This is a genomic window from Gilliamella intestini, from assembly GCF_900094935.1.
Classification (GTDB): Bacteria; Pseudomonadota; Gammaproteobacteria; order Enterobacterales; family Orbaceae; genus Gilliamella; species Gilliamella intestini.
Map to the genome: position 1 here is coordinate 1 of NZ_FMBA01000021.1, position 13311 is coordinate 13311.

The window sequence follows — 13311 nt, forward strand, 5'->3', positions numbered from 1 at the left end:
TTTAGAATATCGTTTTCCATACGGAGTTGTTTAAGCTCTTTGCGCAACGCGATTAGCTCTTGCTCTTGTGGACTGCGATTATCTTTTGTTTTAAATGAGCCGCTTTGGCTTGATTGCGTTATCCAACGGTCCAATGCTGATGGTGTCAAATCATATTCTGCAACGATTTCACTACGTGATTTACCATGTTGATAAAGACTAACCATTTGGTGTTTAAAATCATCTGTGAATGTTCGTCTTTTGCGTTTAATCTTATTCATATTTGTTCCTTTTTTAGTTGTGATAAGTTTACCTCACCCCTTAAAAAAGTTGTATGATTTAGTGTAGCCAATCCAAAAATATTCAGGATTCTATACCGTCTGGAGATTAAAAAATAAAAAGAATGATGCTTGCTTTTAATTAAGATATTGCATAATTAACAAATACCTGAAAATAAAAAACAAAACATTAAGCAATTTCTTAAAAAACACTTTATGATTTTAGATGATTATTTTAACTATGATTGGTTACAGCTCGGCATTTTTCTAAACAATATTAGAAATTAGAATAAAAATGAAGTGATTGATGTAATTATAACCTATTTAATCTTGACGGCTAATCAGGCCAATGCTAATATTTGCAGCCTATCTAGATAGACCTTTAGGGCGCGTTGGCAGAGTGGCCATGCTGCGGATTGCAAATCCGTCTACCTCGGTTCGACTCCGGGACGCGCCTCCATTCCTTATAAAATTAATTATTATTTTTATTTATTATTTTAGTTATAATCATTTTTTCCAATTTTATAAACTTAACCTATCAGAGCTTACTATGAGTTACTTTAATTATCATGCAAAAGCAAAAAGATTAATTAAGGATGGTTATCTTATTAGATATGAGTTTGTAGATAATTGGAATGGTATTAAACCAGCTTTAGTTTTATATTTTAAAGACAGCAATCCGATGCCAATTAGAGAATATAAATGGAATGAATACTTATTATTGCTGAATAATAAATATTAATTTTTATATTAATGGAGGGTTTAGAGGTAGGAAACAGCTACAATGTTTACAATAATACGAGCCACTACAATTAAAATGAATGTTTTGTGCTTTATTTTGCTTTTCCTTAAACCCTATTCTTTGGCCTGTAAATACACCTTATCAAGCCTTTTATTTGATGATCGATACCGTAAGTTATCTTATCAAAAATTAAAATTTTAAAAATGAGGTAGATTTTTGAGTTAATTTTAAAAAAACTTTCATCCTTTCCAAAATATTAGATAGCAATCATCTTTATCATTTTATGGTTTTGATAATATTGTTGTTCATATTCTTTGCAATACCCAACCATTGGCTGAATGACGTCGTAGACGATTGTAATAAATTTAGATATGTTCAGATAGTGTTACTACCCCTTAAAGTAGTACAGCTATGTAATCACTATCGGGTATTTACTCGACTATTCATTTTTTATGATTAAATTTTTGTAAAAAATATTCAGGAGTCTATACCGTTTGAAGTTTAAGAAAATAAAAATGTAATATGAAACTTTAATTAAGATGTGGCATAAACAAGCCAATATTTAGTGATTCAACGCATAGAAAACAAAAGTTTATTTATCAGTTATTTTCAATATTTACATATGCGTTAAGAAATTTTGTTAAGTTATAAAATTTGGAGCGGGAAACGAGGTTCGAACTCGCGACCCCGACCTTGGCAAGGTCGTGCTCTACCAACTGAGCTATTCCCGCATGAGAGTTGTTTGTTAGTGGTGCCCGGGGCGAGACTTGAACTCGCACGGCCAAAAAGGCCGAGGGATTTTAAATCCCTTGTGTCTACCGATTTCACCACCCGGGCTCAAAACTTATTACCTAAAGGTAATTGTGTTTTGAATGCTGTGCATTTTACCCATCTTAATTTTTCCGTCAACTAAAAATTAAAAATTATTGTTTAACTGCTCAATGTTTGTCACTTTTTTATGACTTTTATTAATCTATCTATGAATATTAAAGTTACGGTCTGTTACTTTTCCCATAACGTTATCGGTATTTTAAAAACTTAAATATGACTTAAACACTAAAAGATGAACCACAACCACACGTTGTTGTTGCATTGGGATTATCAACCACAAAGCGAGAGCCTTGTAGACCTTCGACATAATCGATGGTACCGCCAACAAGATACTGCAAACTCATTGGGTCAATAACCAGTGATACACCGTTTTTTTCGATAGCAAGGTCGTCTTCGTTTACTTTTTCATCAAAGGTAAAACCGTACTGAAATCCGCTACATCCCCCACCTGTAATGTAAACTCTTAATTTAAGGTTTGGGTTTTCTTCTTCAGTGACAAGTGACTTGACTTTATTAGCGGCTGCATCAGTAAAGTTAATTGGTAAGGCATCGCTCATATTCTTCTCCTAATATATTTATCTTAATATTATATACCTTTGCTAAATGAAAATACAAAATAGAAAACTTCTATCAAATAAATTTTGTTAGCTAGCTTGAATTTGTTTTGATTTTATGAATAAATACAACAAAATTTTTTAGAGAGATTATCTCAATTATGCTAAATACTTTCAAATCAGAAACGCTTTATAATCAAGCCTTATCCGTTATGCCTGGTGGCGTTAATTCTCCTGTTCGTGCTTTTAATGGTGTGGGTGGCATACCTTTATTTATTGAGCGCGCAAACGGTGCATATATTTATGATGTGGATAATAAAGCTTATATTGATTATGTCGGTTCTTGGGGGCCGATGATCCTTGGGCATAACGATCCCGATGTTGCCAATGCGGTAATTAATGCGGTGCGTAATGGTTTAAGTTATGGAGCTCCAACCGAAATTGAAACCAAAGTTGCCAATTTAGTGACGCAATTAATGCCTTCTATTGAAATGGTGAGAATGGTAAATTCGGGAACCGAGGCTACTATGAGCGCCATACGTGTTGCACGTGGTTTTACTGGACGTGATAAGATTATTAAATTTGAAGGCTGTTATCACGGTCATGCTGATTATTTGTTAGTTAAAGCGGGGTCTGGTGCTCTTACTTTTGGACACCCAACGTCACCGGGTGTACCTGATGATTTTGTTAAACATACCTTAGTTTGTGATTATAACAATTTAGAATCGGTCAAAAAACAATTTGAGCAATATCCTAACGATATCGCTGCCATTATTATTGAACCTGTCGCCGGCAATATGAACTGTGTACCGGCCAAAAAAGCGTTTTTACAAGGATTGCGTGAACTTTGTAATCAGTATGGTGCGTTATTAATTATTGATGAAGTGATGACAGGTTTTAGAGTCGCACTTAGTGGTGCTCAAGGTTATTATAATGTAGTGCCCGATTTAACTTGTTTAGGCAAGATTATTGGTGGCGGTATGCCTGTTGGGGCATTTGGAGGTCGTGCGGATATTATGATGCAATTAGCACCAACTGGTCCAATATACCAAGCAGGGACCCTTTCAGGTAATCCTGTAGCAATGGCAGCAGGATATGCAACGTTAACGAAGTTGATGGAAGTCGGTATATATCAGGAGCTAGAAAATAAAACTGCAGCACTTGCCGATGGTTTATTAGCGGTAGCAAAAAAGTATAATGTGCCATTAGTGGTGAATTATGTAGGTGCGATGTTTGGATTATTCTTTACAACTGCTTCTGAAATAACCAGTTATCAAGATGTGATGCAGTGTAATATTGAATTATTCAAGAAATTCTATCATCATATGCTAAATGAAGGTGTTTATTTTGCACCGTCAGCTTTCGAAGCTGGTTTCATGTCACTTAAGCACACAGACAAAGAGATCAATCATACCATTGATGCAGCAAGTCGTTTTTTTAATAACTTAGTTTAGATGTATGGCACTTTTTATATTTCCAATTAAAAATTAAACTATTAAAATAGGTAATAATCATATGGTTAATCCACTTAAAGAAGGTGAAAAAGCACCTCAGTTTTCGTTGCCAGACCAAGATGGGGAGCTAGTAAGCTTGAAGGACTTTAAAGGTCACCGTGTTTTAATTTATTTTTACCCAAAAGCGATGACGCCTGGTTGCACTGTGCAAGCATGTAATTTGCGTGATTGTGCTGATGACTTTAAAAAATATAATGTAGCGATACTTGGAATTAGTACCGATAAACCAGAAAAGTTATCTCGATTTACCGAAAAAGAGCTGTTAAATTTTACATTGCTTTCTGACGAAAATCATGAAGTTGCTCAAGCATTTGGTACTTGGGGTGAAAAAGAGTTTATGGGCAAAACCTATGATGGTATTCACCGTATTAGCTTTTTAATTGGCAAAGACGGGAAGATCGAAAAAGTATTTGATGATTTTAAAACTGCTAACCATCATGAGGTGGTTTTAGATTATCTTAAAAACCACCCTAAGTAATTACTTTGAATAAAAGCAGATTAACCATTAATCTGCTTTTATTCACCATTTACGTTATTTAATTCATCTGGCTTTGGCCATGCATTTATGATTGCTTTAACCAATGTAGCCAAAGGTATTGCAAAAAATATTCCCCAAAATCCCCATAAACCACCAAATACAATCACCGCTAAAATAATTACTAATGGATGTAAATTAAGTTTTTCAGAAAATAAGCAAGGTACCAATAAATTACCATCTAATGCTTGTATTAATACATAGAAAAACAACAAATAACCAAATTGTGCGCTTAATCCCCATTGAAATAGCGCAATTAATACAACCGGAATACTTGAAATAATAATACCAACGTAAGGCACTAATACAGATAATCCTACAAGCACGGCTAATAAAAGTCCATAATCTAAACCAAAGTACCAAAAAGGAATATAGACACAAATGGATAAAATAATTATATGTAGTACATTGCCTACTATATAATTGGATATTTGCATATCCATTTCAGCAGCAACTTTGTTTAAAATTGTACGATTTTTAGGTAAAATTTTTGAACAATACCCCCATATTTTAGCTTTATCTTTTAATAAAAAGAACATCATGATGGGTACTAAGACTGCATTAATTGCAACTGAAACTAACCCTAATAAAGAGACAATTGAAAATTGCAATAATGAGTTACCTGTTTGTACAGCTTTGTTAGTAATACCTTGGATTATTGAGTCAAATAAGCGTACATCGATCAATTCTGGATAGTGCTGAGGCAAAGTGGTTAAAAAATTGTTAGCAAAATTTAGCATGTTTGGAATATTGGTGATTAAGCTAATGCTTTGCTGCCAAATTAATGGTAATAAGATCATAAATCCAATTAATACAATCATCAAAAAAAGCAGTAATACCATTACCACAGCAAGCGTTCTTGGAATATTTTTTTTGTGTAAAAAGTTGACTGGCCTATCAAGCAAATAAGAAAGTACAATCGCGATTAAAACAGGTAGCAGAATTTTATTGAAAAAATAGATGATGATAAATAGACTAATAATTACAACCATTAACGAAACAACATGCGGATCGCTAAAGCGTTTTTTATACCATTCAATAAACATTTTTAACATTAAAATACTCCTACTTTACTAACTTTTGAGAGTAATAAACTCTAATTAATTATTTTTTAAAACCACCCAATATACCACGAGTGATCTGTTTGCCAATTTGATTAACAACTTGTCTTGTTGCGCTTTTGGCAATTTGTTGGGTTATGCCATCATGTTGCCCACCTTTTGGTCCTTTAGAACCAAAAAGGAGTGTGCTTAAAAAATTTAGCAATCCGCCATTATTTTGTTTATTATTAGTATCATCACTTTTGTCATCACTACTATTGTTATCTTGATTAGGTATATTATTTAACGAAAACCCAGCTTTTAATACTTCATAAGCCGATTGCCTATCTAAAGTTTGTGCATATTTATGATAAAAACGAGATTGATGAATAATTGATGCTTGGTTATCTGGCGACATTGCACCCATTTTTGAACTTGGTGCAATAATATAACCACGCTCAACCATGTTTGGACGGCCTTTTTCGTCTAGAAACGAAATAAGCGCTTCACCGACGCCAAGTTCCATAATCGCTTTTTCAGTGTCAAAACTTGGATTGGCTCGCATAGTTTGAGCGGCTGTTTTTACTGCTTTTTGGTCTTTAGGTGTAAATGCACGCAAAGCGTGTTGTACACGATTACCTAATTGCCCTAAGATCGTATCTGGGATATCAGTCGGATTTTGAGAAGCAAAATAAACGCCCACACCTTTAGAGCGAATTAAGCGCACTACTTGTTCTATTTTTTGTAATAATGCGGGGGAAATATCGTTAAAAAGAAGATGAGCTTCGTCAAAAAAGAAAACAAGTTTAGGCTTATCAAGATCGCCGACTTCTGGCAAATGCTCAAAAAGTTCTGACAATAGCCACAATAAAAAGACTGAATATAATTTTGGCGAGTTATATAACTTTTCGGCCGATAAGATGTTAATTATACCGTAACCTTCAGAATTAACTTGTATTAAATCTTGAATGTTAAGCATTGGTTCACCAAGAAAAAATTCGGCACCTTGTTGTTCTAGAGTTAACAATCCACGTTGGATTGCACCAATTGACGATAACGAAATGTTTCCATATTGTGCGGTAAATTTTTTAGCGTTATCACCAACAAATTGAATTAATGCTCGAAGATCTTTAAAGTCAATTAATAATAAATTGTTATCATCAGCGATTTTAAATATCAACTGTAATACACCTGATTGAACATTATTTAAATCAAGTAATCGACTAAGTAAAATCGGTCCTATGTCCGACACTGTACTGCGAACGGGTATTCCTTTTTCAGCAAAAACATCCCACAACTCAATCGGTGATGAATCGGACTGCCAATCATTTACTTCTATGCTAGCTAAGCGAGCTTGTAACTTTTCAGATAATATACCCTTCTCTCCGATACCAGTCAGATCGCCTTTTACATCGGCAAGAAAAACGGGCACACCAATTTTCGAAAAACCTTCGGCCATTTTTTGTAGTGTGACTGTTTTACCTGTACCTGTTGCGCCAGTAATTAAACCATGACGATTAGCTAGTGCCGCTATAATAGATAAATCTTTACCTTGGCTTTTGGCAATTACAATTGATTCACTCATGGGGTTACCCCTTATTAATTTGTGTTAAAAAATATTGTTATAAGGTTGAATCTATCACAAGAACAATTTTGTTATAAAAACAGTTTATTTATAAAACAGCCTATTTATAAAAATAATTTCTCTATGAAAAGAGTTAATAATATTGTATTCTGAATTAGCAATAGTCGCTATTGTTATTATTCCATCTAGCCAAAATAAGGAGGCTTTATGTTTCCAGAATATCGAGAAATCATTTCTAAATTAAAAAATACCGATTTACGTTTTCAAAAATTGTTTGATCAACATAATGAACTCGATCAAAAAATCAAAAACATTGAATCTGGCATTATTGTCAACACAACCGAAACGATAGAGGCGTTAAAAAAACAAAAACTAAAACTTAAAGACGAAATTTATGAAATTTTGAAAAAAGCATCTGATACAATAGAGAACATATAGCCAAGTATCATTTGCAAAAATTTTAATTAATTGATTTATTATAAGAAATACAAATAAAAAACCCCAATAACTGGGGTTTTTTATTATCTTTAAACCTAACTGTTTATACTAACCATTTGGATTTTAATTATTTAGCTGCGCTTGTGCTTTTCTTTGTTTTCGGCTTTTGAGTAGCATAATTAAATTTTTATGTGGTTTTTTCATAGATTATTTCCTTTTGTTATAATTATATGGTTAATAAATTAATTTTTAATTACTTTTACTATATAAATTTTAGAATAGCTAAGCGACATTGATATCGCTTAGCGGTTATTGGTAATCAGTTGTTATTGGTGCATTAAAACCATTGTCCGAAGCGTTTAATATAAATCCGTTTCATTAATTGGGCAACACAGCAATAACTAAATAAGGTTGCTAAAAGCCATGGAAAGTATGACCACGGTAATGGTTCTAATCCAATTAATCCACCAAGTGGAGAAAAAGGAATATAAATACCCACAGCCATAATTAACAAGGTCATCACAATAACAGGAAATGCCGCAGTGCTTTGCACAAATGGGACTTTTTGTGTTCTAAGCATGTGCACCACTAACGTTTGTGATAGTAACCCTTCAATAAACCATCCTGAATGGAATAACGATTGCATTTCAATACTATTAGCACTGAAAACAAACCACATTAATGCATACGTTGATATGTCAAAAATAGATGATGTTGGTCCAATCCAAATCATAAATCGCTTAATATTTAGCGCATCCCATTTGCGTGGTTTTTGTAAAAACTCATCATCCATTCTGTCCCATGGTAATGAGAGTTGTGAAATATCATACAGTAAATTTTGAATGAGTAAATGTATCGCTAGCATAGGTAAAAATGGTAGAAATGCACTAGCAACCAATACTGAAAAAATATTACCGAAATTTGAACTTGCCGTCATATTTAAGTATTTCATGATATTACCAAAGGTTTCACGTCCACATATTACACCTTCCTCTAATACCATTAAGCTCTTTTCAAGCAAAATAATATCGGCTGATTCTTTAGCGATATCAGTTGCAGTATCAACTGATATTCCAACGTCTGCATCACGAAGTGCTGGCGCATCGTTTATACCATCACCTAAAAAGCCCACAGTATGACCATTATTCTGTAATAATCGAATAATTCGTGATTTTTGTAATGGTGTTAATTTAGCAAAAATAGTACGTTGTTCGATTTGTATTTTAAGTTCGGCATCATCCATTTTTTCAATTTCAGTACCGAGTAATGGTGTACCTGGCTCTAAGCCAACTTCTCGACACACTTTGATAGTGATAATTTCGTTATCACCTGTTAAAACTTTAACCCCTACGCCGTGTTCATTTAATGCTGAAATGGCTTCGAACGCACTTTCTTTTGGTGGATCTAAAAAGGTTAAAAAGCCACGAATCGCCAAGGCTGTTTCGTCTTGCACGGTGTATTGTGCTTTTGTTTCGCTAGCGGGAATGTCTTTTATACCAACTGCTAATACTCTAAAGCCATCTTTGTTATAATCATGTGCTAAAGCAATTAATGCTTGTTTGCGTTTGTCATCTAATGGTAAATATTCACCATTTTCATAAACATGACTTGCAATAGATAACATTTCCTCAACAGCACCTTTGCAAATCATCAAATGGTTATCACCGCCATTTTGAACCACTACCGATAAACGACGACGTACAAAATCGAACGGTAATTCGTCAATTTTTTTGTATAAGCTAGCCCCTACCTTTTTCATACGGGTCTTTTCTTCTGCAAAACGGATAATCGCTTTATCCATCAGATTTTTCATACCGCTTTGATAATAGCTGTTAAGCCAAGCTAGCTCTAAAACAGATGAATCGACCTGACCATTGATATCAAGGTGATGTTCTAAAATGATTTTATCTTGCGTTAAGGTGCCAGTTTTATCGGTACATAAGATGTCCATTGCCCCAAAATTTTGGATAGCATTAAGTCGTTTAACAACCACTTTTCGCTTTGCCATACCAACGGCACCTTTGGCTAAATTGGCGCTTACAATCATTGGTAACATTTCTGGTGTTAAACCAACCGCTACAGCTAATGCAAAGAGTGCAGCATCACCCCAATCATTTTTTGAAAAACCGTTAATAAAAAAGACAATTGGCACCATAATAAGCATAAAGCGAATAAGCAACCAACTTACGCTATTAACACCACGATCAAATGAAGTTTCAGCGCGTGAACCAACGATTGACTTTGCCAACGAGCCAAAATGCGTATCCGCACCTGTGGCAACTACAATGGCTGTAGCTGTACCACTAACCACATTGGTGCCCATAAAACAGATATTATTGACATCAAGAACATTATCTTTGGTAATATCTGATTGTTCAATATTATCAGTCGTTTTTTGCGTTACAGCACCCAAAGTGTCGTATTTTTCAACTGGAATTGATTCACCAGTGAGTACCGCTTGACTAACAAATAAGTCTCTAGATTCAATCAATCGGATATCCGCTGGGATCATGTCGCCTGCTGATAAATAAACAATATCCCCCGGAACGATTTCACTTAATGGAATTTCAATGCGTTCGGGGTTCATGTCTTTATGCGCACGACGCAATACGGTTGCGGTTGTGCGAATCATTGATTTTAGCGCTTCGGCCGCTTTGTTTGATCTAAACTCCTGCCAAAAACGTAATAATCCACTGAGTGATACCATGGTTAAGATAATAATAATCCCAGTTAAATCGGTCTCTTCACCATTTTGCAAAGGTAACCAAAAATCGGTCACAAAACTAACAATGGCTAACGCTAATAATACAAATATAAATGGATTATTAAATGCCATTAATAATTGCACTAAAATTGATGGTGCCTTTTCGCGGGCAACTTCATTTTTACCATATTGTTCAATTCGTGATTTTGCACTATCTTGCGTTAAACCCGAAAGACTAGATTGAAATTTAGATAAAATACTATCAAGGCTACTTTGTGCTTCGTTGATAGCTTTGATCTCTGCACTATTTTGTGCTTTATTTTTTGATACATTTTTTGTCATCTTTAGTACCTATATTCATAATTTTGGCAAAGGCATGCCAACTCATTGTTACCAAATAACGATAAGTCATTAAATTTTGTGATTAGCTAAAATTTAATGCATAGCAAAATTAGCCTATAAAGCTATTTTGTCTAGCTTGGGCTTAGCATTAAATTTAATTAGCAAACAGAATTAATTAAGAATTTAGATACAACTCGGTGGTTCTAAATGTTTTTCTGAAAGATGTAAAACACGCACCATTAAGCTTTGCGCGCATTGATGTTTTGAATTTGTGTGATAGCGTGTAAAAAAATGCATATCGTTCACCGTTACCGTTTTATCAATTTCGGTTTGTGAACTGAAAAAATGATGATTTAGACAGGTTCATTAACCGATAATGATGTGTTTAAATTTATCTCCCCGCATTTTGGGGTGACCCGATTGAGTGTCCATATTTCTCCTGTAAATTGAACTCTACACTTTGTATTTCAACTTTTCTTCACCCTCATTTTTAGCTTTTATAATAACTAAAAAAGGGAAAAAGCTCAAAAGGCGCGCATTTTATACGCTTTTAAGAAATAAAAGTCAATCTATACAGACTAAAAAAGTAATAATTATTGAAAAAAGTACTTATCGTTATTTTTATCTTCATGATCGATTAGTTTGCATTCAATAAATAGACAATAATTTAATGTTGAGCACAACCTATTGTCATTAAGCTAATTATATAATGCGATAAGTTGCCTTGTTTAGTCTATTTAAGCAAAAAAACAATTAACTTTTTGTAAAAATTTTTTCAAAAAGTTTCAGGAAACTATACGTTTCAGTATAAAAACATTTTCATAATATGTTCATCACACATTAATCTGTTTGAATTTAACCATTAGCCACGAATGTTTAGCTTTGCATTTTTTAGCTGATTAACAAGATCTAACAATGATGAATTAAGTTGTTGCATAAATTGTTGGTACGAAAATGCTTTTTTGCTAATTTCGTCCAATTGTAATTCCCAATGGGCTGTCATATCAGGCATCGACATTATATCAGGTAGTGATAAAATCAGATTTTTACCCACCTCGGTTGAGCGAATTGCTTTACCTTGGCGAGTCAAGAACTGACGTTTAAACAACAACTCAATAATACCAGCCCTTGTTGCTTCTGTGCCTAAACCATCGGTTTCACGTAGTATTTTTTTAATTTCAGGATCTTTAACAAATCGGGCAATCCCCGTCATTGCCGACAACAATGTTGCATCGGTAAATGGCCTTGGCGCTTGGGTTTCTTTGCTAAGCAGTTCAGTATCAATACATTGTACTGTTTCGCCCTTTTTAACTAATTTTGTTAATAAACCATTACTTTCATTTTCATCAATATCGGTTTGAGATTGATAGTTTTTAGTTCTAAATAAAACCTTCCAACCTTCATTAAGCATTTGGTTAGCTTTAGAAATAAATGTTCCACCTTTAATATCAACATCAATTTGCAATTCAGCATATTTATATGCTGGATAAAATTGAGCTAAATATTGCGTTGCAACAGCTTGATAAACGGCTTTTTCGTTAACTGATAGGTTATCCATTTTCACTTTACGCAAGGTTGGAATAATAGCATGGTGCGCCTCTACTTTTTTGTCATTCCACACTTTAGTGCGTAAAGTATAATCAGCATTGTTAATTGCGGTTTGCAGTTCTGGGCAGTTATTTTCAATGGCGGATTTTACACCCGTAATCTGTTTTAAATGCTCTTCTGGCAAAAAGCGACAGTCTGATCTTGGATAGGTAATTAATTTGTGTTTTTCATATAACGATTGACAAACATCAAGCACATCTTGAGCACTCAGCCCACTTTTTTTCGCCATCTCAATTTGCAATGCCGATAAATTAAATGGCATTGGCGGTGCAAGTTCTTTCTTTTTATTGCTGACTTTATCGATAGTTCCAAGTTGATTATTAATGCGCTGACAAACATTCTCAGCCAATTTTTTAACTAAAACACGCCCTTCTTCATCCTGATAAGGCGCACAGGCTTCGCTCGGTTGCCATTTAGCTTTAAATATTTCATTATGTTTGGTTTGTAACACTGCAAAAACTTCATAAAATGGTTTAGGTACAAATTGCGCTATCTCTAAATCTCGTCTAACCACTAACCCTAAAATAGGGGTTTGTACTCGCCCAATTGATAAAACACCTCGATAACCGTTTTTTTGACCTACAATGGTACAAAGACGACTCATATTAATTCCATATAGCCAATCAGCTCGAGCTCTTGCTAATGCCGAGGTTGATAAAGGAATAAAATCTTGATTGTTGCGTAATTGTTGCAATGATTTTTCAACAGCGTTGGCATTTAAATCACTGATCAAACAGCGCTTTATTGATTTGCGTTTACTTGGCGGTAATTGGCAATAATTTAAGACTTCATCAACCAACAACTGCCCTTCTCTATCTGGGTCACCTGCATGCACAATTTGATCGGCCGATTTAATCAAATTCACCAAAATATTAAACTGTTTTTGTGTCGTGTTTTTGGGCGTTAATATCCACTGTTCAGGCACGATGGGTAAATCGTTAATTGCCCACTTTTTATATCGAGAATCATAAACTTCTGGCGTGGCTTGCTCAAGCAAGTGCCCAATACACCAACTAACCACATCACCATTACTTGCTTTAATAAAACCATTACCTTTTTGATGAGGCTTAGGTAATACATCAGCAATAGCCCGAGCTAAACTGGGTTTTTCAGCAATAAATAAACGATAGGGCTGATTAGATCGCATAACAACAATTATTC

At 34.3% G+C, this 13311-nt stretch carries 10 protein-coding genes and 3 tRNA genes; 5 read left to right on the forward strand and 8 right to left on the reverse strand.

Translation table 11 applies throughout. From position 1 onward, the window contains the following. Positions 1 to 260, reverse strand: a 260-nt coding sequence (locus tag GA0061080_RS06835; RefSeq protein ID WP_141683106.1) for a transposase, incomplete at its 3' end; no start/stop codon positions are given. Positions 261 to 643: 383 nt separating this feature from the next. On the opposite strand from GA0061080_RS06835, the gene GA0061080_RS06840 reads away from it, so the two are divergent. Together GA0061080_RS06840 and GA0061080_RS06845 are read left to right on the forward strand one after the other, a co-directional pair. Continuing rightward, positions 644 to 717, forward strand: a tRNA-Cys gene (locus GA0061080_RS06840). Between the two features lie 90 nt (positions 718 to 807). After that, positions 808 to 999 carry a thermostable hemolysin delta-VPH gene (locus GA0061080_RS06845; RefSeq protein WP_065636658.1) on the forward strand — a complete coding sequence of 64 codons (192 nt, stop codon included), beginning with the start codon at positions 808 to 810 and terminating at the stop codon, positions 997 to 999. 655 nt (positions 1000 to 1654) lie between these two features. On the opposite strand, the gene GA0061080_RS06850 is transcribed toward GA0061080_RS06845, so the two are convergent. The 3 genes from GA0061080_RS06850 to erpA all read right to left on the reverse strand — a co-directional run bounded on the left by GA0061080_RS06850 (position 1655) and on the right by erpA (position 2387). Then, a tRNA-Gly gene (locus GA0061080_RS06850) sits at positions 1655 to 1730 on the reverse strand. A gap of 18 nt (positions 1731 to 1748) precedes the next feature. Continuing rightward, positions 1749 to 1836, reverse strand: a tRNA-Leu gene (locus tag GA0061080_RS06855). 212 nt (positions 1837 to 2048) lie between these two features. Beyond that, the gene (erpA, locus tag GA0061080_RS06860; RefSeq protein ID WP_034914816.1) at positions 2049 to 2387 is read right to left on the reverse strand and encodes an iron-sulfur cluster insertion protein ErpA; all 339 of its coding nucleotides are present in this window, start codon (positions 2385 to 2387) and stop codon (positions 2049 to 2051) included. A 158-nt stretch (positions 2388 to 2545) separates the two neighbouring features. Here erpA and hemL point away from each other — a divergent pair, with 158 nt between their 5' ends. Together hemL and bcp are read left to right on the forward strand one after the other, a co-directional pair. Further along, positions 2546 to 3838, forward strand: a complete 1293-nt coding sequence (gene hemL, locus GA0061080_RS06865; protein ID WP_091123109.1) for a glutamate-1-semialdehyde 2,1-aminomutase — start codon at positions 2546 to 2548, stop codon at positions 3836 to 3838. 61 nt (positions 3839 to 3899) lie between these two features. Then, positions 3900 to 4376, forward strand: coding sequence for a thioredoxin-dependent thiol peroxidase (gene bcp, locus GA0061080_RS06870; protein ID WP_091123113.1), 477 nt, complete (start codon positions 3900 to 3902; stop codon positions 4374 to 4376). A 38-nt stretch (positions 4377 to 4414) separates the two neighbouring features. Here the strand turns inward: bcp and GA0061080_RS06875 are convergent, their stop codons facing one another. After that, positions 4415 to 5488 (reverse strand): AI-2E family transporter, encoded by a 1074-nt coding sequence (locus tag GA0061080_RS06875; protein WP_091123116.1) that lies wholly within the window; start codon positions 5486 to 5488, stop codon positions 4415 to 4417. A 49-nt stretch (positions 5489 to 5537) separates the two neighbouring features. Continuing rightward, complete coding sequence (locus GA0061080_RS06880; protein ID WP_091123120.1) at positions 5538 to 7058, reverse strand: helicase HerA-like C-terminal domain-containing protein; 1521 nt, start codon at positions 7056 to 7058, stop codon at positions 5538 to 5540. A gap of 207 nt (positions 7059 to 7265) precedes the next feature. On the opposite strand from GA0061080_RS06880, the gene GA0061080_RS06885 reads away from it, so the two are divergent. Next, complete coding sequence (locus tag GA0061080_RS06885) at positions 7266 to 7496, forward strand: HP1242/YdcH family protein (RefSeq protein ID WP_091123127.1); 231 nt, start codon at positions 7266 to 7268, stop codon at positions 7494 to 7496. Between the two features lie 337 nt (positions 7497 to 7833). On the opposite strand, the gene mgtA is transcribed toward GA0061080_RS06885, so the two are convergent. Continuing rightward, positions 7834 to 10542: a magnesium-translocating P-type ATPase gene (mgtA, locus tag GA0061080_RS06890; protein ID WP_091123130.1), complete on the reverse strand. Its 2709-nt coding sequence runs from the start codon at positions 10540 to 10542 to the stop codon at positions 7834 to 7836. 862 nt (positions 10543 to 11404) lie between these two features. Next, positions 11405 to 13297: a DNA topoisomerase III gene (locus tag GA0061080_RS06895; RefSeq protein WP_091123133.1), complete on the reverse strand. Its 1893-nt coding sequence runs from the start codon at positions 13295 to 13297 to the stop codon at positions 11405 to 11407. Positions 13298 to 13311 lie beyond the last annotated feature (14 nt).

Coding starts and splice junctions, on each gene's coding strand:
- GA0061080_RS06845 (WP_065636658.1), top strand. CDS start 808: ATGAGTTACTTTAATTATCATGCAAAAGCAAAAAGATTAATTAAGGAT.
- erpA (WP_034914816.1), bottom strand. CDS start 2,387: ATGAGCGATGCCTTACCAATTAACTTTACTGATGCAGCCGCTAATAAA.
- hemL (WP_091123109.1), top strand. CDS start 2,546: ATGCTAAATACTTTCAAATCAGAAACGCTTTATAATCAAGCCTTATCC.
- bcp (WP_091123113.1), top strand. CDS start 3,900: ATGGTTAATCCACTTAAAGAAGGTGAAAAAGCACCTCAGTTTTCGTTG.
- GA0061080_RS06875 (WP_091123116.1), bottom strand. CDS start 5,488: ATGTTAAAAATGTTTATTGAATGGTATAAAAAACGCTTTAGCGATCCG.
- GA0061080_RS06880 (WP_091123120.1), bottom strand. CDS start 7,058: ATGAGTGAATCAATTGTAATTGCCAAAAGCCAAGGTAAAGATTTATCT.
- GA0061080_RS06885 (WP_091123127.1), top strand. CDS start 7,266: ATGTTTCCAGAATATCGAGAAATCATTTCTAAATTAAAAAATACCGAT.
- mgtA (WP_091123130.1), bottom strand. CDS start 10,542: ATGACAAAAAATGTATCAAAAAATAAAGCACAAAATAGTGCAGAGATC.
- GA0061080_RS06895 (WP_091123133.1), bottom strand. CDS start 13,297: ATGCGATCTAATCAGCCCTATCGTTTATTTATTGCTGAAAAACCCAGT.